A 17,064-nucleotide genomic window follows, 5' to 3' on the forward strand; every position below is an offset into this window, starting at 1 on the left:
CAACCTCGGCCACGACCCCCACGAACAGACCGCAGCCGCCGTCGGCATGACCGGCACCCAGATCCAGGACATGTACCGCCTCCTCGCCATCGCCAAGTACGAAGACCGGTACGTCATCCCCACCGCCCACACCGAGATCGCCCGCGAGCTCGACGAGCTGTCCTGCTCCCTCGACTACGACGGCGGCCCCGGCATGGGCGGCATGGGGCTCACCGGCGCGGGGCCGTTCGGCGAGACGTCCGGCACCCCGGTGCCCGTCGCGGTCGAGAACTTTCACGTGCTCCAGGCCCGGCAGACGGCGGACTCGCCGTACGGGCCCTCGACGCCGGGGCGCGTCAACCTCCTCAACTGGGACGGCAACGGCCGCCCGCCCGGGCTGTTCCCGCCGGGCGGCGACGCGTCGTCGGGCGACGCCGCGGGGGCCTCGGGCGGGGTCGGGCCGGGCTCCCCGGGCTCGCTGCCCGGCGGCCGGCAGGACGCGCGCCACGACACCATCCCCGGTCCCTCCGGGTCCGGTGGTCGCCCGGGCGACGGGCCGACGCCCGGAGGCCCGGCGGGCGGGTCGGCACGCGGCCCCGCGCCCGGGACGGGACCCGGCGTCGAGCCCGACGGGGGCACGCGATGAGGACGCGATCGCTTCTCCCGACCCCGTCACTGCGCCCCGGGGCGCGGCCGCGCGGACCGCTGCCCGACCACCTGGCTCCCGTGGCGGCGTCGGGCACCCAGCGCCGCACGACCCACATGGCCGCGTCCGTGCTGCTCGCCTACCCGGACGACGACGTGCTCGCCGCGATGCCCGCCGTCCGCGCGGCGACTCCCGGGCTGCCCGCGGCCGTCCGCGAGCGCCTCGACGCGTTCTGCGACCTGCTCGGCGCCGCGGACCTGGGCGACCTCCGGGCTCGCTACGTCGCGACGTTCGACCTCAAGCGCAAGTGCTCGATGTACCTGTCGTACTACGCGGCGGGCGACACGCGTCGGCGCGGGACGGCGCTCGTCGCGTTCGTCGAGGCGTACCGGGCCGCGGGCTGGGAGGTCACCGGGTCGGAGCTGCCGGACTACCTGCCGACGGTCCTCGAGTTCTCGGCGCGCGCGACGGGCGACGACGCGGCGATCGCGGCGGGCCTGCTCGCGGCGCACCGCGACGGGATCGAGGTGCTGCGGACGGCGCTCGAGAGCGTGGCGAGCCCGTGGACCGGGCTGGTCGAGGCCGTGTGCCTCACGCTGCCCCCGCTCGACGAGCGCACGCAGCAGCGGTACGTCGAGCTCGTCACGGCGGGACCGCCTGCCGAGCTCGTCGGGATGGAGCCGGTCGCGCTGGAGCCGTACGGGCCGGCGCCGGGCCCGGCGCTGGGTCGCGGGACGCCGCGGGAGGTGGCGCGATGAACGGGGTGAGCACGGGCGAGGTCCTGCTGTGGGTCGTGTTCCCGTACGTGACGTTCGCGGTGTTCGTCGTGGGGTCGGTCTGGCGGTACCGCTACGACAAGTTCGGCTGGACCACGCGGTCGAGCGAGCTCTACGAGAAGCGGCTGCTGCGCCTCGGGTCGCCGCTGTTCCACTTCGGGCTGCTGTTCGTGATCCTCGGGCACCTCCTGGGCCTCGTCATCCCCAGGTCGTGGACCGAGGCGGTGGGCATCAAGGAGGTCGCGTACCACTTCGTCGCCACCTACATGGGGTCGATCGCGGCCGTCGCGCTCGTCGCCGGGCTGCTCATCCTGGTCTACCGGCGGCGGACCACTGGTCCGGTGTTCCGTGCGACGACGCGCATGGACAAGACGATGTACGTCTTCCTCGCCGCGTCGATCCTGCTCGGCACGTGGGCCACGGTGCAGACGCAGCTCGTCGCGGGCGGCCACGGGTACGACTACCGGGAGACGATCTCGCCCTGGTTCCGGTCGCTGTGGTACCTGCAGCCGCAGCCCGCGCTCATGGAGGGCGTGCCCGCCGCGTTCCAGCTCCACATCGTCGCGGCGAACCTGCTGTTCGTCCTGTGGCCGTTCACGCGGCTCGTGCACGCGTTCTCCGCGCCCGTCCCGTACGTGTTCCGCCCGTACGTCGTGTACCGCTCGCGGGACGCCTCCGTCGCGGCGCGCACCCCGCGGCCGGGCTGGGACCCCTCCGAGCAGCCGCGGCGCTGACCTGCGACGACGCTCTCCGAGCGGGTGAAAACCGGGACCGGGCGTCCTCGGTACGGCCGCGGACCCCCTCCTTCCAGGGGCGGTCACAGGGACCGCGACCGTCACCGGAAGAGGTTCGAGAGATGTCCACCACCGTCCCCACGACCCCGGGTCGTGCTCGTGTCGTCCCCCCGTCGGCGGCCTCGGCCCGGCGCCGCTCCGCCGTCGTGCCCGCACGGCTGGCCGACCGCGTCGACGCCGCCGTCGCCGCGACCGTGCGGTTCCTCACGCGCTGGTCCGTCCCCGCGCTGCGCGTCGCCCTCGGGCTCGTGTTCCTCGGGTTCGGCGTCCTGAAGTTCGTCCCCGGCGCGAGCCCCGCGGAGTCGATCGCCGCCCGCACGGTCGAGACGCTGACCTTCGGCGTCGTCGGCGGGACGGCGGCGGTGATCTTCACCGCGGTCCTCGAGACGTTCATCGGCCTGACGCTCGTCACCGGGCGCCTGCTGCGCACGGGCCTCGTCGCCCTCGCGGTCGCGATGGCCGGGATCCTCTCGCCGATCGTCCTGTTCGCGGGCGAGCTGTTCGGCGACGGCATGACCCTCATGGGCCAGTACGTCCTCAAGGACCTCGTGCTCGTCACCGGCGCGGCCGTCGTCGCCGCCGTCGCCCTCGGGGCTCGGCTGAAGCTCGACGCATGACACCTCGGCGCTCGCACGCCTCACCTGACCCGACGAACGACCCGCGGACCCCGTGACCGGCACCGGTCACGGGGTCCGTCGTCGTCACGGGCGAGCGATGAGTCCCGACCGGTCCGCCGGTCCTCCCTCTCGACGCAGGTGTCGAGCGACGCCCCGCACCCCGACGGAGGACTTCATGACGACCACGCCCAGCACCCCGGCCCCGTCCCGGCCCGGCCGCCCGCCCGTCGTCGACCTCGCCACCTGGCAGGCCGCGCGCGACGAGCTCCTCGTGCAGGAGAAGGCGCACACGCGGCAGGGCGACGCGCTCGCCGCGGCGCGCCGCCGGCTCCCGATGGTCGAGATCGACGGCACCGTCGCCGTCGTCGGCCCCGACGGCCCGACCCCGTTCCTCGACCTGTTCCAGGGCCGCGACGAGCTCGTGGTGTACCAGCACATGTGGCACGACGGCGCCCCGCACCAGGGGCAGTGCGAGGGGTGCACGTGGACCGCGTGGCACCTGCGCGACGCCGTGTACCTCAACGCGCGCGGCGTCTCCTTCGCGATCCTCACCGTGGGCGCGTGGGACGAGGTGGAGCCGTACGTGGAGTTCATGGGCTACACCCAGCCCTGGTACTCGGTGCGCGGGCTCGACGCGCCGGTCGGCGGCGACATGGGATACCTCAGCGTGTTCCTGCGCGACGGCGACCGCGTGTTCCTCACCTACCGCACGACGGGTCGCGGCACCGAGCCCACCAACCCCGCGTTCGCCCTGCTCGACCGCACCCCCTACGGCCGTCGCGAGACGTGGGAGGACCAGCCCGACGGCTGGCCCGAGGCCCACCACCCCGGCTGGTTCTGGCGCACGGACGCCGACGGCGTCGCCGGCTGGAGCGAGACCTCGCGCCCCGCGCCGCAGTGGACCCGCCCCGGCGCGACCCCGGTCGAGACCCTCGGCCGCCACGACCACCACCACTGAGTCCCGCGTCAGAGCGCGAGGGTCAGGTACACGCTCAGCGGGTCGTGGGTGTAGTCGGCGAAGGGCGCGCACGGCACGAACCCGTGGCGCGCGTAGAGCCGGCGCGCGGGCGCGAAGTACTCCTCGGCGCCCGTCTCCAGGCTGACGCGCGCGAGCCCGCGGTCGCGCGCGACGTCGAGCAGGTGCCCGAGGACCGCAGCGCCGACCCCGCGGCCCCGGGCTGCCGCCGTCGTGCGCATGGACTTGAGCTCGCCCAGGGTCGCGTCGTGCTGCTTGAGGGCCCCGCACCCGAGCAGCGTCCCGTCGTCCGCGCGCGCGGTGACGAACGTGATGTCCGGCGCGTGCAGGCGCTCGACGTCGAGCGCGTGCACGCTCTCGGGCGGCGACGTGGCGTACATGTCGTCCAGGTGCTCCTGCAGCAGCGCCAGCACGTCGGCGGCCGTCGGGTCCTCGGCGCCGACGCGCACGGCCGCCCCTGTGGTCGTCTCGCTCACGGCCCGAGCGTGCCACACCACCCGGACCGTTCCGCAGATGCGGGTATATCGTTGATGTCATGCCGCATTTTCGGATCCGTGAGGCCGCGAGCCTCCTCGGGGTCAGCGACGACACCGTGCGCCGCTGGGTCGACGCGGGCGACCTCGCCGCGAGCGCCGACGACGCCGGGCGCAAGGTCGTCGACGGCGCGGAGCTCGCGCGCTTCGCCGTCGCCCAGGCGCACCCGACCCCCGACCCGTCCGGCGTCGCGCGCTCGGCGCGCAACCGGTTCGTCGGGATCGTCACCGACGTCGTGAGCGACACCGTCATGTCCCAGGTCGAGATGCTGTGCGGCGGCCAGCGGGTCGTGTCGCTCATGAGCACCGAGGCCGTGCGCGAGCTGCGCCTCGAGCCGGGGAGCCTCGCCGTGGCCGTCGTCAAGGCGACGACCGTCGTCGTCGAGACGCCGGGCGGCGCCGCGTGAGCACGGCCCGCGGGCTGTCGGCGGCGCTCGCCGCCGGGGTCGCGCTCGGGCTCGCGGCGTGCGGCGCCGGCGGGGCGGCGTCACCGGACGGCACGGGCGCGGCCGACGAGCGCACGCTCACCGTGCTCGCCGCGGCGTCGCTGCGCGACGTGTTCACGGACCTCGCCGCGGGCTTCGAGGCCGAGCACGACGGCGTGACTGTGACGCTGTCGTTCGCCGGGTCCTCCGACCTGGGTGACCAGGTCCTCGCGGGCGCACCCGCCGACATCCTCGCCTCGGCCGACGAGCGCACGATGACGCGGGTCGTCGAGGCGGGCGACGCGTCCGACCCCGTCCCGTTCGCGACGAACACGCTGACGGTCGTCACCCCGCCCGACAACCCGGCCGGCGTCGAGACGTTCGCCGACCTCGCGCGCGACGACGTCAGGGTCGTCGTGTGCGCGCCGCAGGTCCCGTGCGGCACCGCGACCGACCGCGTCGCCGAGGCCGCGGGCGTCACCCTCCACCGCGTGAGCGAGGAGGCCAGCGTCACCGACGTGCTCGCCAAGGTCACGTCCGGTGAGGCCGACGCGGGCCTCGTGTACGTCACCGACGCGACGCTCGCGGGCGCCGACGTCGCGGTGGTCGACGTGCCCGAGACCGACGCGGCGCTCAACGTCTACCCGGTCGCCGTCGTCGCGGCCGCCCGGGAGGCGGGTCCGGAGCAGGTCGCGCTCGCGCGGGCGTGGGTCGACCTCGTGACCGGCGAGTCCGGGCAGGCGGCGCTCGCCGCGGCGGGCTTCGGCGCACCGGACGGGGCGTCGCCGTGAAGCCGGTGACGCCATGAGGCCGGTGCGGCCGCGACGCCGGGGCGGGTCGTGATGCGCGGCCTCCCCCGCTGGGTCCTCGTCCCGGCGCTGCTCGGCGCGCTGTTCGTCGTCGTGCCCGTCGCGGCAACGGTCGCGCGCGTCGAGCTCGCACCGGGGCCGGACGGGTCCGGCGGGCTGTGGGCGCTCCTGACGTCCCCCGCCGCGCTCGACGCCCTCGGCCTGTCCGTGCGCACGGCGCTCGCCGCGACGGTCGCGTGCGTCGTCCTCGGCACCCCGATGGCGCTCGTCCTCGCCCGGACGACGTTCCCCGGCCAGCGCGTCGCGCGCGCCCTCGTGCTGCTGCCGCTCGTGCTGCCGCCCGTCGTGGGGGGCATCGCGCTGCTGCACACGTTCGGGCGGCGCGGGCTGATCGGCCGGCACCTCGAAATGCTGGGGGTCGAGATCGCGTTCACGACGACGGCCGTCGTGCTGGCGCAGACGTTCGTCGCGCTGCCGTTCCTCGTGCTCAGCCTGGAGGGCGCGCTGCGCAGCCAGGACACGCGCCTCGAGGACGTCGCCGCGACGCTCGGCGCGCGGCCCACGACCGTGCTGCGCCGCGTCACGCTGCCGCGCGTGCTGCCCGGCCTGCTCTCGGGCGCGGTGCTCGCGTTCGCGCGCGCCCTCGGCGAGTTCGGCGCGACGATCACGTTCGCGGGCGCGCTCCAGGGCGTCACGCAGACGCTGCCGCTCGAGATCTACCTCCAGCGCAGCGCGGACCCGGACACTGCGGTCGCGCTGTCGTTCCTGCTCGTCGTGGTCGCGGTGCTCATCACCGCCGCCGTCCACGGCCCGCGCCTCCTCGGCGGTCCGGGTGCGCGCTCGGCCCGTCCGCGGCGAGGTGGCCCGGACGCACCCGCCTCGCGCCCCCTGGCCGACGCCGTCCCGGGCGTCGGCGCGGACGCCCCGCCCGGGAGCGGGAGCGGCCCGGCGGCGCCCCGTGCGGCCGACCCGGAGCCGGACGCGACGCCCGCCGCGCTCGCCGTGCGGGCTGTCGTCCCCGAGCGCGGGCTCGACGTCGACCTCGCCGTCGCGCCGGGCCAGGTCGTCGCGGTGCTCGGCGAGAACGGCGCGGGGAAGTCGACGCTCGTCCAGGTCGTCGCCGGGCTCCTGGCGCCCGGCACGACGCGCGGGGCCCGGGTCGTGGTCGGGGACGACGACGTCACGCGCGCCGCGCCGAGACGTCGCCGCGTCGCGTGGCTGAGCCAGCGCCCCCTGCTCTTCGAGAACCTCACGGTCGAGGGCAACGTCGCGTTCGGGCTGCGCGCGCGGGGCGTGCCCCGCGCCCGGGCGCGGCGCGCGGCCCGGGCCGCGCTCGCCCGCGTCGGAGCCGCGGACCTCGCGTCCCGCCGCGCGACCGACCTCTCGGGCGGGCAGGCGCAGCGCGTCGCGATCGCGCGGGCGCTCGCGACCGACCCGCGCGTGCTCCTCCTCGACGAGCCGCTCGCCTCCCTCGACGTCGGCGTGGCGCAGCACGTGCGGTCGGTGCTGCACCACGCGCAGCGCGAGCGGCCCCGCACGACGCTCCTCGTGACGCACGACCTGCTCGACGTGCTCCTGCTCGCCGACCGCGTCGTCGTGCTGGCCGACGGCCGCGTCGTCGAGGACGGCCCCGTCGACGAGGTGCTGACGCGCCCCCGGTCCCGGTTCGCTGCCCGCCTCGCGGGCGTCAACCTGCTCGCCGGGAGCGTCGCGCACGTCGCCGCTCCCGAGCCCGCGCTCGTCCCCGCAGCCCCGGGCGCCCCGGGCGCGCCCGGCGACGGCGAGGGCGACGACGGCGCGCCGGACGACGAGCGCGAGGTGACGGTCGCCGTCGAGGGCGCCGCGGTCCGGGTGCGGGGCACGGCGGACGAGCCGCTCGGCGTCGGGGACCGGGCCGTCGCGGTGTTCGAGCCGCGCGCGGTCGCCGTGCACCGGACGACGCCCGAGGGCAGCCCGCGCAACGCGTACCCGGTCGTCGTGACGAGCGTCGAGCCGCACGGGCCGCTCCTGCGGGTCTGGGCGCGCGTGGCGCCCCCGGGCTCGGGCGACGGCCCTGCGGACCCGCCGACCGGCGTCGGGCACGCCGCGCCGCACCTCGCCGCGGACCTCACGCCGCGGTCCGTCGCCGCGCTGCGCCTCGCGCCGGGCGAGCGCGTGTGGTTCGTCGTCAAGGCCGCTGAGGTTCGCGTCTACCCGCGCTGACCGCGAGCCGGCGCCGGTCCGCTCCGTCGACTCCGGTCGAGCAGGTGGGGTCTCGGCCCTACGCCGCTAGGACGAGCGCTCGACCCCGCCGAGCGCGCTGCGCACCTCGCCGACGATCGCGGCCATCGCCGCCTCGGCGGCCTCGGCGTCGGCGTCGGCGACCGCGCGCGCGACGGCCTCGTGCTGGTCGAGCGCCTCCGGGACGGGCGACGCGGGCATGAGGCCCAGGTGGGTGCGGCCGCTGAGCACGGCCGCGACGACCCCGGCGAGCGCGCCGAACATCTCGTTCCCGCTCGCGCGCAGCAGGATCTCGTGGAACCGGACGTCGAGCCTGAGGAACTCCTTGAGGTCGCCCGCCTCGCCGAGCAGGCGCATGCGCGCGGCGGCGGCGACGAGCTCGGCGCGCTCGGCGTCCGTCGCGTGGCGGGCGGCGCCGGCGGCGGCGAGCGGCTCGACGGCGTGACGCAGCTCGGTCAGCGTGCGCAGCTGGGCGTCGCGGCCGGGGCCCTCGAGGCGCCACCGGATGACGCGCGGGTCGAGTACGTTCCAGTCCTCGATGCCGAGCACGACGATGCCTACGCGCCGCTTGGAGCGCACGAGGCCGAGGCCCTCGAGGAGCCGCATCACCTCCCGCGCGACGGTGCGCGAGACGCCGAACTCGGTCCCGATCGACTCCAGGGTCAGCGGGGTTCCGGCGGGGGCGTCTCCGCTGGTGATGCGACGACCGAGGGTGTCGAGCACGGTGGTGTGCAGGACCGTCGTCGCCATGCCTCGCAGCCTAGTGGCGGCGAATGGTGCTATCAATCACTTGCCAAAGGTGTCACCAATACCCCACAGTGGAGGCCAGCGGCGACCACGACGGTCGTCGCCCGGGAGCACCGCGGCAGCGTCGCGGTGCGCGGCCCGGAGGCCCCGCCCGACACGGAAGTCGACACATGGACACGGACGTCAGCACCACCGACCAGCCCGACGGCCCTGATCAGCGCACGCCCCAGCACCTCGTCGTCATGGGCGTCGCGGGCTCGGGCAAGACCACCGTCGCGACGCTCCTCGCACGCCACCTCGGCACCGAGTACGCCGAGGCCGACCAGTTCCACCCCCAGGCGAACATCGACAAGATGAGCGCCGGGACGCCGCTCACCGACGAGGACCGGTGGCCGTGGCTCGAGGCGATCCGCGACTGGTTGAGCGCCGAGGCCGACGCCGGACGGTCCGGCGTCGTCACGTGCTCCGCGCTCAAGCGGTCCTACCGCGACCTGCTGCGGACCGCGGACGGCAGCGTGTGCTTCGTCCACCTCGACGGCAGCCGCGAGCTGCTCGGCGAGCGCATGGAGCACCGCAGCGGGCACTTCATGCCCACGTCGCTCCTGCCGTCGCAGCTCGCCACGCTCGAGCCCCTGGCCGACGACGAGCCCGGGTTCACGCTCGACGTCGCCTCCACGCCCGAGCAGATCGTCGAGCAGATCCTCGCCCGCACGCACCTGAGCGTCGCACCCGGCGCGCGCTGAGCCGCGCACCTCCCCAGCACCCGACCACGACCGTCGACGGAGACACCATGCCCCCCGAGGACTGGACACAGACCCTGACCGCCGGACCGCTGCTCGCGATCGCCGCGGGCGCGATCGCGCTCCTGCTGTTCCTCATCATCAAGCTCAAGCTGCACGCGTTCCTCGCACTCGTCCTCGTGAGCCTGCTGACCGCCGTCGTGGCCGGCATCCCCACCGGATCGATCATCGAGGTGCTCACCGCGGGCTTCGGCTCGACCCTCGCGACCGTCGCCCTGCTCGTCGGCCTCGGCGCGATGCTCGGCCGGCTCGTCGAGACGAGCGGCGGCGCGCAGGTCATGGCCGACTTCCTCATCGGGAAGTTCGGCGAGAAGCGCGCACCGTTCGCGCTCGGCCTCGCGTCCCTGATCTTCGGGTTCCCGATCTTCTTCGACGCGGGCCTCGTCGTCATGCTGCCCATCGTCTTCTCCGTCGGGCGCAAGCTCGGCGGCTCGCTCCTCCTCTACGGCCTCCCCGTCGCGGGCGCGTTCTCCGTCATGCACATCTACGTGCCGCCGCACCCCGGCCCCGTCGCGGCGAGCGAGTTCCTCGGCGCGAACATCGGCATCGTCATCCTCCTCGGGCTCGTCGTCGCGATCCCCACGTGGTACGCCACGAGCTACCTGTTCGCCCGCTACGTCGGCCGTCGCATCGACCTGCCCATCCCCTCGATCCTCGGCGAGGCCGACGAGAAGCAGCTCGAGAACCCGCCGAAGTTCGGCACCGTCGTCACGATCCTGCTGCTCCCGCTCGTGCTCATCTTCGCCAACACCGGCCTTGACGCGCTACGCGCGGCCGGGAGCGTCGACGCCGAGAACCCCGCCGTCCAGGTGCTGCGGGCCGTCGGCGCGACGCCCGTCGCGCTCCTCATCACGGTGCTCGTCGCCGCGTGGGTCCTCGGGCGGCGACGCGGCGTCTCCGGCACGGCGCTCGAGAAGACGCTCGACTCGGCGCTCGGCCCGGTCTGCTCCGTCATCCTCATCACCGGCGCGGGCGGCATGTTCGGCGGCGTGCTGCGCGCGACCGGCATCGGCGACGCGCTCGCCGACGTGCTCGGCGACCTCGGCCTGCCCGTGATCGTGGCCGGCTTCCTCATCGCCGCGATCCTGCGCGTGGCGCAGGGCTCGGCCACCGTCGCGCTGACGACGGCCGCCGGGCTCATCGCCCCCGCCGTCGAGGCGGGCGGCTTCAACGCGGTCGAGCTCGCCGCGGTCGTCGTCTCCGTCGCCGCCGGGTCGGTCGTGCTCAGCCACGTCAACGACTCCGGGTTCTGGCTCGTGGGCCGGTTCTTCGACATGGACGTGAAGACGACGCTGCGCACGTGGACGGTCATGGAGACCGCGATCGGCGTCATGGGCTTCGCGATCGCGGCGCTCGTCTTCGCCGTCGCCTAGCGGCCGACCGCAGGCGGCGCCGCGCGCGAGCGCACGGCGCCGCCCGGCGCGGTCGCCCCGGGTGCTCCCTGGCCAGGTCCGGCGCGACCGCGCTGAGGACCGCCCGGGCGCGCGGCCCGGGCGGTCCCGTCGAGGGACGTCAGGCCCGGTCGGTGAAGACCGGGGTGTAGGCGTCCGGGTCGGCGACCCACGAGCGGCGACGGAAGCGCTGGAGCGTCAGGCCGAGCAGCGTGAGCAGCCCCGCCATGACCAGCAGCCCCAGGTCACCGCCCGCGCCCGTCGTCGCGAGCGCCGCAGGTCCCGACGCCACGACCGAGCCGCCGACCGCGGCAGCCGCGCCGCCCGTCCCGACGCCCGCCGGGTAGGAGACACGGACCACGGTGCCGTCCGCGCCGTCGCCCGACCCCGGGCCGTCAGGTCCCGTCGGGCCGGTCGGGTCCGTCGGGTCCGTCGGGTCCGTCGGGTCCGTCGGGCCGGTCGGGTCCGTCGGGTCCGTGGGGTCCGTCGGGTCCGTGGGGTCCGTCGGGTCCGTCGGCAGGACGGCGGCCGTCGGGCACGCCGCGGACGCGTCGCCCAGGATCCCGACGCCCACGCCGCACACGGTCACGGGAACCGTCACCGGCGCGTCGAGCGCGACGTCGGGCAGCGCGCCGAGCACGCCGCCCTCCCCCACCACGCGGTCGACGAGACCGCCGTCGAGGAGACCGCTGTCGCCGCCCAGCAGGTCGTCGACCAGGCCGTCCTCGCCGAGCAGGTCGTCGAGAACGCCGGTACCACCGGCCGGGGCGGCGCCGTCCCCGGCGCCCTCGCCCGCGCCGGCACCGTCGCCGGCCGCCGTGCCGCCGACCGCCGCGTCGCCCAGCACGCCCACCGCCACACCGGACACGTCCACGGGAACGGTCACCGGCACGTCGACGTCCACGCCCGCCGGCTCCGCCGGAGCAGGCTCCGGAGCGGGAGCGGGAGCGGGCTCCGGGACCGGGGCGGGCGCCGGCGCCGGGCTCACCGTCGCGTCGCCCAGCACGCCCACCGCCACGCCGGACACGTCCACGGGCACCGTCACCGGCACGTCGACGTCCACGCCCGCCGGGTCCGCCGGAGCGGGCTCCGGAGCGGGAGCTGGCTCGGGGACCGGCGCCGCTGCGGGCGTCACCGCCGCGTCGCCCAGCACGCCCACCGCGACACCGGACACGTCCACGGGAATCGTCACAGGGGCGTCGAGGTCGACGTCGGACGGACCGGCGGGCGCCGGTTCCGGCTCGGGGGCGGGCGCGGGGGCGGGCTCCGGCGCCAGCGCCGGCTCCACGGTCGCGTCCCCGAGCACTCCGACCGCGACGTCGGACACGGTGACGGGGACGTCCACGGGGACGTCCACCGAGACGTCGGGAAGGACGTCGGTCACCTGGCTCAGCGGAGCCTCGACCGACACGTCCAGCCCGAGATCGCCGAGGACGTCGCCCTCGGCTGCGTGGGCCGCTCCGGCCCCGACGACCACGAGGCCGCCTGTGACGAGCGCTGTGCGCAGCGCTCGCCGAACGAAGGTGTGCATCATCGTTCTCTCTCCTGCTCAGAAGGTGGTGGCGCACGACGGCGCCGGGTCACGTCTGCCGCGCGGCGCGCGGCGGCGGACCACCTCAGGCAGGGGGAACGGGGACCTCGAAGAACGTCGAGGGGTGCGTCGAGCGCGCGTCGTCGACGACGGCGGTCCACGACGCGAGAGCGGGCGCGTCGGCGCCCAGCCCGACGGCGGCGACGTCGCCGCCCGAGCCGGCGCGGTGCACGCTCCCGGACGGCGCGGGGGTCGCTCCCGGGGCGCCGTCCGCGGGGACGCCGGCGGGCGACGCCGGCCCGCCCGCGGGGGCGGCAGCAGCGATCGGCGCGACGGCGGTTCCCACCGGGGCGGGGTCGTGCGCCGCCCACGCGGTGGAGAGCTCGTGGGGGCCGGCGGGCGAGGAGGGATCCGGTCCTGGTTGGGAAGGCACCGCGGCAGGCGCGTGCTCGGTCACGAGCGGCGGCGCGGCGGGCGAGGTGTGCCCGGACGCCCCGGGCCCCGAGGCGTCGGTCCCGGGCACGTCGGGCAGCACGGGCGCGAGCGGGTCGACGGGCGCGAGCGGGCCGGTGACCGGGCCGAGCACGGGGTCGGTGACCGGGGCGAGGAGGTCGAGCACGGGGGCCACGGCCTCCAGCACCGGCGTCACCGGGTCGAGCGCAGGCGACACGGCCCCGAGCACGGGGTCGACCACGGGCGCCACCGCCCCGACGACGGGCGCCGCCACCGGCACGACGGCGTCGAGCACCGGCGTGGTCACGGGCGCGACGGCGTCGACCGCGGGCCGGACGGCGGGCGCCACCGGGGCGACGACCTTCTCGACCACCGGCGCGACGGGAGCGACGACCTCCTCGACCACCGGCGCGACGGGAGCGGCGACCTCCTCGACCACGGGCGCGACGGGAGCGACGACGTCCTCGACCACCGGGGCGACCGGTACGGCTGCCCGTTCGACGACCGGGGCGACGGGCTCGACCACGGGAGCGACGACGTCGTGCACGACGGGGGCGACGACGTCGTCCACGGCCGGGTCGACGACGGTCCGCACCGTCGACGTCACGGGAGCCAGCGCCGTGCCGAGGCCGAGCGGGTCGTCCGCCGCGGACGCACCGCCCGCGGTCGCGACGGCGATCGTGAGCCCTGCGCCGAGCCCTCCGGCGGCCGCGAGGGCGCGCACGAGCCAGCGACGGGCGGCTGGTGCGCGCCTGCCCTGCGCGTCGTGCGTCTCGTCCATCGGGCGTCCCGGGGGGTCGTCGGTGCAGCGAGGCGACGGGCCGTCCGCCCGTCCGCGGCCACGGTAGGCACGGCGTGTGACGCTCACCACCCGAGCCGGGGGTTTCACCCGACCGTTGCCCCGAACACCAGCCCGAGGACGTAGGTGGCCGCGGCGGCGCCGAAGCCGATCGCGATCTGGCGCAGCGCGCGCGTGAGGGGCGACGTCCCGGAGAGCAGCCCGACCGTCGCGCCGGTCGCGAGGAGCGCGACGCCCACGAGGGCCGCGGCCACCGCGACGGCGACGAACCCCGTGAGGCCGAACAGGTACGGCAGCACCGGGACGAGCGCGCCCGACGCGAAGAACAGGAACGACGACACCGCCGCGCCGACCGCGGTCCCGTGCGTCTCGTGCTCGTCCGCGCTCGGCGGCGGCGCGATGACCGTGTGCTGCGTGTACGTCGCGAGGACGTCCGCGGCGTGCTCCTCCGCCTCGGCGGGGGCCATGCCCCGCGCGCGGTAGACGAGCGCGAGCTCGTTGGCGTCGACGTCGAGGTCGGGCAGGGCGGCGGACGCCTGCGGGCTCGGGGTCGACGCGTCGAGCAGCTCGCGCTGCGAGCGCACCGACACGTACTCGCCCGCGCCCATGGACAGCGCGCCCGCGAGGAGCCCCGCGAGGCCCGAGAGCAGCACCGTGCTGTTCGACGCCCCGGACGCGCCGATGCCGAGGATCAGCGCGAGGTTGGACACGAGGCCGTCGTTCGCGCCGAACACCGCGGCCCGGAACGTGCCGGAGAGGCGGTTGCGCCCGCGCGTCGCGAGACCGCGCACGACCTCCTCGTGGATGCGCTCGTCGGCCGCCATCGTGGGCGTCGCGTCCGCGTCGGTGTCGTACGTGGAGCGCGCCTCAGCGCGCTGGGCGAGCGCGAGCACGAACACGCCGCCGAAGCGCCGCGCGAGCCAGCCGAGGGTGCGGGTGCGCCAGTCGCCGCGCAGGGGCCGGCCGGCGTCGTCGCCGAGCAGGTCGAGCCAGTGCTGCTCGTGGCGGCCCTCCGCGTCGGCGAGCGCGAGGAGGATGTCGCGCTCCTCTCCGGTGCGGCGGCTCGCGAGGTCGCGGTAGACGGCGGCCTCCGCGCGCTCGTCCGCGAGGAAGCGGCGCCACCGGCGCACCTCCTGCGGGGTGGGCGTGCGCCCGGGGGACGGTGCCGAGGGCACGCCGGTGGGAGGCTCAGGCGGGGTGGGCATGGCTCCATCATGGCGATTTTCCGCGCCGCGCGGTTTCGCGGGACCGAAGTCGGGTCGTCGCCCGGCCGCGACCTCGGTTGCGCGCACCCGGCGTCCGAGGCCCGGGCGTGCGAGCGTGGGCGGGCGCTCGTGGTTGGATCGACGCATGACCACTGGAGAGAACGAGCTGTCCCGCCCCGAGGTCGACGCGCCCGAGGGCCCCGCCCCCACCGAGCTCGTCGTCGAGGACGTCACCGTCGGCGACGGCCCCGAGGCCACGCCCGGCGCGACCGTGAACGTGCACTACCTCGGCGTCGAGTACGAGACGGGCGAGGAGTTCGACGCCTCGTGGAACCGCGGGCAGTCGATCAACTTCCCGCTGCGCAGCCTCATCGCGGGCTGGCAGCAGGGCATCCCCGGCATGAAGGTCGGCGGGCGCCGCAAGCTCGTCGTGCCGCCGGACCTGGCGTACGGCCCGGCGGGCGCCGGCCACCGCCTCTCGGGCAAGACGCTGATCTTCGTCATCGACCTGCTCGGCGTCTCCTGACGCCACCCCGCGCGGTGGCGGTCCGCTCGGGCCGCTACCGCGCGGCGTCGGGGCACGCGGCGAGCGCGGCCTCGGTCCCACGGACCGCCGGAGCCGGGACCACGACGGCCGCCGCCGCGCGCTCGCGACGCGCGGCGCGCAGGCGGACGACGGCGTCGACGAGGACGCCCAGGAGGATGCCGCCGACGACCCCGACGACGACCGCGAGCAGCGGGCTGTCGCCCACCCACGCCGCGGCCAGGGTGCCGATGAGCACCGAGTAGGTCGCCCACGCGACGGACGCCACGGCCGACAGCGCCATGAACCGGCGCCTCGAGAAGCCCACCGCGCCCGCGGTGACGTTGACCGCCGTGCGCCCGACGGGCACGAACCGCGCCCCGAGCACCACGGACGCGCCGCGACGGTCGAGCGAGCGCGTCGCCCACGCGACGGCGCGGCGCCCGCGCGGGCCGCGCAGCGCCGGCAGGGCCCGGGTGCCGAGCGCCCGGCCCAGGGCGTAGGCGAGCTGGTCGCCGCACCACGCGCCGAGCGCCGCGACGAGCAGGACGAGCCCCCACGCGACGCCGCCGCCGGACTGCGCACCCACCGCGAGCATGACGATGACGGTCTCGCCCGGGATCGGCGGGAAGAACCCGTCCCCGGCGGTGGTCGCGAAGAGCACCGGGAGCGCCCACACCGAGTCGACGAGCGCGAGCAGCCACGCCTCGACCTGTCCCCACGCCTCCACGACCCACGCGACCATGCGCACCAGCCTCGACGGTCCGGGGCCCCCGCACTATGGGGTATCCCCCCGGTTCTTCCCTGAGGCGACCCCGAGCGGGCGCGCGGGCCCCGGACGTCGGACGGTCCGGGGCCCGCGGCGTCACCGCTGCGGCGGTCGGCGGGTCAGCACGTGCGTGCCTCGAAGGCGACGTCGTGCACGGAGGCCGGTCCGCCGTCGGGCACCGTGGCCGTGACGGTCGCCGAGCCGGCGTCCACGGACGCCGCCCGGACCGCGAACGACTGGTACGCCGCCGCCCCGGGAGCCACGCCCGCGGCCGTGCGGGAGCCGTACGGGGTCTCGAGCGTCACGTCGAGCGCCACGTCGTCCGCGTTGGTCGCACGGACCGCGACGTACGCACGACCGGCGAGGCAGCGCGCCTGCGCCGCGACCGTCACGTCGGGGCCCGGCTCGTCGGCGTCGAACGCGAGCGCCTGCCACGTCGCGACCTCGTCCGCGGTGAGGGCCCGGCCGAAGACCGCGACCCGGTCCACCGCGCCGCGCTGCACCTCGCCGCCGCCCTGGTTCGCGCCGACGTGGAACGGGCGCGTCCGGCACCCCGCGATCGCGTCGAACCCGGCGATCGTCCCGCCGGACCGCGCGTCACCGTCCACGAACACCGTGATGGCACCGTCCTCGCCGATCGTCACGACGAGGTCGAACCACCGGCCCGTCGGCACCTGGACCGGGGTCGTGGTGCCGACGCCCGCCGTGATGACGCGGACCGCGTTCGACGGCGTGAGGTCGATCAGGATGCCGTCGGCGTCCTGCCCCACGGGCTGGGCGTCGAACAGGCGCCGGTACGACGACACCCCGGCGTCGATGCGGAACTCGCCCGCGAACGACGCCTGGTAGAGGTGGCCCAGGGCGAACGGCTCGCTCGCGACGTACGTCGTCGGGCCGAGCGACTGCGCCGAGCCGGTGGGGCCCTCCGCCACGACCGGGGCCGGGCCCACGACGCGCGGCGTGCGGCCGTGGCCGGACGCGTCCGTGAGCGGGTCCTCGCCGAGGTCCCACGCGAGGAGCGTGCCGTCGGCCGGCGGCACCGCGCAGGGTGCGGGTGGCCTGACGGCGATC

General features: G+C 76.3%; 17 protein-coding genes and 1 pseudogene. 11 read left to right on the forward strand and 7 right to left on the reverse strand.

Annotated elements, in window-relative coordinates; translation table 11 throughout:
- The 5 genes and pseudogenes from GYH36_RS19570 to GYH36_RS05295 form a co-directional block, all read left to right on the forward strand.
- A pseudogene (locus tag GYH36_RS19570) lies at nucleotides 1–625 on the forward strand (hypothetical protein); the annotation flags it as partial.
- A gap of 116 nt (nucleotides 626–741) precedes the next feature.
- Nucleotides 742–1,383, forward strand: coding sequence for a nitrate reductase molybdenum cofactor assembly chaperone (narJ, locus tag GYH36_RS05280; protein WP_246209213.1), 642 nt, complete (start codon nucleotides 742–744; stop codon nucleotides 1,381–1,383).
- Nucleotides 1,380–2,135 carry a respiratory nitrate reductase subunit gamma gene (narI, locus tag GYH36_RS05285; RefSeq protein ID WP_197022585.1) on the forward strand — a complete coding sequence of 252 codons (756 nt, stop codon included), beginning with the start codon at nucleotides 1,380–1,382 and terminating at the stop codon, nucleotides 2,133–2,135. The genes narJ and narI overlap by 4 nt, the downstream gene beginning before the upstream one ends.
- A 122-nt stretch (nucleotides 2,136–2,257) precedes the next feature.
- A complete protein-coding gene (locus tag GYH36_RS05290; protein ID WP_024842303.1) occupies nucleotides 2,258–2,812 on the forward strand; it encodes a DoxX family protein in 555 nt (184 codons plus the stop codon).
- A 175-nt stretch (nucleotides 2,813–2,987) separates the two neighbouring features.
- Nucleotides 2,988–3,770 (forward strand): DUF899 family protein, encoded by a 783-nt coding sequence (locus GYH36_RS05295; RefSeq protein ID WP_115943338.1) that lies wholly within the window; start codon nucleotides 2,988–2,990, stop codon nucleotides 3,768–3,770.
- A gap of 8 nt (nucleotides 3,771–3,778) precedes the next feature.
- On the opposite strand, the gene GYH36_RS05300 is transcribed toward GYH36_RS05295, so the two are convergent.
- Nucleotides 3,779–4,264: a GNAT family N-acetyltransferase gene (locus tag GYH36_RS05300; protein ID WP_312028514.1), complete on the reverse strand. Its 486-nt coding sequence runs from the start codon at nucleotides 4,262–4,264 to the stop codon at nucleotides 3,779–3,781.
- A 59-nt stretch (nucleotides 4,265–4,323) separates the two neighbouring features.
- On the opposite strand from GYH36_RS05300, the gene GYH36_RS05305 reads away from it, so the two are divergent.
- Genes GYH36_RS05305 through GYH36_RS05315 form a run of 3 tightly spaced genes read left to right on the forward strand, consistent with a single transcriptional unit; the run spans nucleotide 4,324 to nucleotide 7,757 of the window.
- Nucleotides 4,324–4,728, forward strand: a complete 405-nt coding sequence (locus tag GYH36_RS05305) for a TOBE domain-containing protein (protein WP_115943339.1) — start codon at nucleotides 4,324–4,326, stop codon at nucleotides 4,726–4,728.
- On the forward strand, nucleotides 4,725–5,537 hold the full coding sequence (modA, locus tag GYH36_RS05310) for a molybdate ABC transporter substrate-binding protein (RefSeq protein ID WP_312028515.1): 813 nt from the start codon (nucleotides 4,725–4,727) through the stop codon (nucleotides 5,535–5,537). Before GYH36_RS05305 ends, modA begins: the two co-directional genes overlap by 4 nt.
- A gap of 51 nt (nucleotides 5,538–5,588) precedes the next feature.
- Nucleotides 5,589–7,757 carry an ABC transporter permease gene (locus GYH36_RS05315; RefSeq protein ID WP_162289309.1) on the forward strand — a complete coding sequence of 723 codons (2,169 nt, stop codon included), beginning with the start codon at nucleotides 5,589–5,591 and terminating at the stop codon, nucleotides 7,755–7,757.
- 66 nt (nucleotides 7,758–7,823) lie between these two features.
- On the opposite strand, the gene GYH36_RS05320 is transcribed toward GYH36_RS05315, so the two are convergent.
- Entirely contained in the window at nucleotides 7,824–8,525 is a 702-nt protein-coding gene (locus tag GYH36_RS05320; protein WP_162289310.1) for a FadR/GntR family transcriptional regulator, read from the reverse strand.
- 167 nt (nucleotides 8,526–8,692) lie between these two features.
- On the opposite strand from GYH36_RS05320, the gene GYH36_RS05325 reads away from it, so the two are divergent.
- Nucleotides 8,693–9,265 (forward strand): gluconokinase, encoded by a 573-nt coding sequence (locus GYH36_RS05325; protein ID WP_155098232.1) that lies wholly within the window; start codon nucleotides 8,693–8,695, stop codon nucleotides 9,263–9,265.
- Nucleotides 9,266–9,312: 47 nt separating this feature from the next.
- Nucleotides 9,313–10,695, forward strand: a complete 1,383-nt coding sequence (locus tag GYH36_RS05330; RefSeq protein WP_024842295.1) for a GntP family permease — start codon at nucleotides 9,313–9,315, stop codon at nucleotides 10,693–10,695.
- Between the two features lie 139 nt (nucleotides 10,696–10,834).
- Here the strand turns inward: GYH36_RS05330 and GYH36_RS19255 are convergent, their stop codons facing one another.
- The 3 genes from GYH36_RS19255 to GYH36_RS05345 form a co-directional block, all read right to left on the reverse strand.
- Complete coding sequence (locus GYH36_RS19255; RefSeq protein WP_203231621.1) at nucleotides 10,835–12,244, reverse strand: hypothetical protein; 1,410 nt, start codon at nucleotides 12,242–12,244, stop codon at nucleotides 10,835–10,837.
- An 85-nt stretch (nucleotides 12,245–12,329) separates the two neighbouring features.
- Nucleotides 12,330–13,478: a hypothetical protein gene (locus GYH36_RS05340; protein ID WP_162289311.1), complete on the reverse strand. Its 1,149-nt coding sequence runs from the start codon at nucleotides 13,476–13,478 to the stop codon at nucleotides 12,330–12,332.
- A 104-nt stretch (nucleotides 13,479–13,582) separates the two neighbouring features.
- Nucleotides 13,583–14,701: a VIT1/CCC1 transporter family protein gene (locus GYH36_RS05345; protein ID WP_115943344.1), complete on the reverse strand. Its 1,119-nt coding sequence runs from the start codon at nucleotides 14,699–14,701 to the stop codon at nucleotides 13,583–13,585.
- Nucleotides 14,702–14,846: 145 nt separating this feature from the next.
- On the opposite strand from GYH36_RS05345, the gene GYH36_RS05350 reads away from it, so the two are divergent.
- Entirely contained in the window at nucleotides 14,847–15,227 is a 381-nt protein-coding gene (locus GYH36_RS05350; protein ID WP_034605645.1) for an FKBP-type peptidyl-prolyl cis-trans isomerase, read from the forward strand.
- Nucleotides 15,228–15,261: 34 nt separating this feature from the next.
- On the opposite strand, the gene GYH36_RS05355 is transcribed toward GYH36_RS05350, so the two are convergent.
- Together GYH36_RS05355 and GYH36_RS20450 are read right to left on the reverse strand one after the other, a co-directional pair.
- Nucleotides 15,262–15,969 (reverse strand): DedA family protein, encoded by a 708-nt coding sequence (locus GYH36_RS05355; protein ID WP_115943345.1) that lies wholly within the window; start codon nucleotides 15,967–15,969, stop codon nucleotides 15,262–15,264.
- A 143-nt stretch (nucleotides 15,970–16,112) separates the two neighbouring features.
- Complete coding sequence (locus tag GYH36_RS20450; protein WP_162289351.1) at nucleotides 16,113–17,033, reverse strand: LamG domain-containing protein; 921 nt, start codon at nucleotides 17,031–17,033, stop codon at nucleotides 16,113–16,115.
- Nucleotides 17,034–17,064 lie beyond the last annotated feature (31 nt).

Origin of the sequence: Cellulosimicrobium composti, from assembly GCF_010287905.1 — a bacterium.
Lineage (GTDB): Bacteria > Actinomycetota > Actinomycetes > Actinomycetales > Cellulomonadaceae > Cellulosimicrobium > Cellulosimicrobium composti.

Coding starts and splice junctions, on each gene's coding strand:
- narJ (WP_246209213.1), top strand. CDS start 742: ATGGCCGCGTCCGTGCTGCTCGCCTACCCGGACGACGACGTGCTCGCC.
- narI (WP_197022585.1), top strand. CDS start 1,380: ATGAACGGGGTGAGCACGGGCGAGGTCCTGCTGTGGGTCGTGTTCCCG.
- GYH36_RS05290 (WP_024842303.1), top strand. CDS start 2,258: ATGTCCACCACCGTCCCCACGACCCCGGGTCGTGCTCGTGTCGTCCCC.
- GYH36_RS05295 (WP_115943338.1), top strand. CDS start 2,988: ATGACGACCACGCCCAGCACCCCGGCCCCGTCCCGGCCCGGCCGCCCG.
- GYH36_RS05305 (WP_115943339.1), top strand. CDS start 4,324: ATGCCGCATTTTCGGATCCGTGAGGCCGCGAGCCTCCTCGGGGTCAGC.
- GYH36_RS05315 (WP_162289309.1), top strand. CDS start 5,589: ATGCGCGGCCTCCCCCGCTGGGTCCTCGTCCCGGCGCTGCTCGGCGCG.
- GYH36_RS05320 (WP_162289310.1), bottom strand. CDS start 8,525: ATGGCGACGACGGTCCTGCACACCACCGTGCTCGACACCCTCGGTCGT.
- GYH36_RS05325 (WP_155098232.1), top strand. CDS start 8,693: ATGGACACGGACGTCAGCACCACCGACCAGCCCGACGGCCCTGATCAG.
- GYH36_RS05330 (WP_024842295.1), top strand. CDS start 9,313: ATGCCCCCCGAGGACTGGACACAGACCCTGACCGCCGGACCGCTGCTC.
- GYH36_RS19255 (WP_203231621.1), bottom strand. CDS start 12,244: ATGCACACCTTCGTTCGGCGAGCGCTGCGCACAGCGCTCGTCACAGGC.
- GYH36_RS05340 (WP_162289311.1), bottom strand. CDS start 13,478: ATGGACGAGACGCACGACGCGCAGGGCAGGCGCGCACCAGCCGCCCGT.
- GYH36_RS05345 (WP_115943344.1), bottom strand. CDS start 14,701: ATGCCCACCCCGCCTGAGCCTCCCACCGGCGTGCCCTCGGCACCGTCC.
- GYH36_RS05350 (WP_034605645.1), top strand. CDS start 14,847: ATGACCACTGGAGAGAACGAGCTGTCCCGCCCCGAGGTCGACGCGCCC.
- GYH36_RS05355 (WP_115943345.1), bottom strand. CDS start 15,969: ATGGTCGCGTGGGTCGTGGAGGCGTGGGGACAGGTCGAGGCGTGGCTG.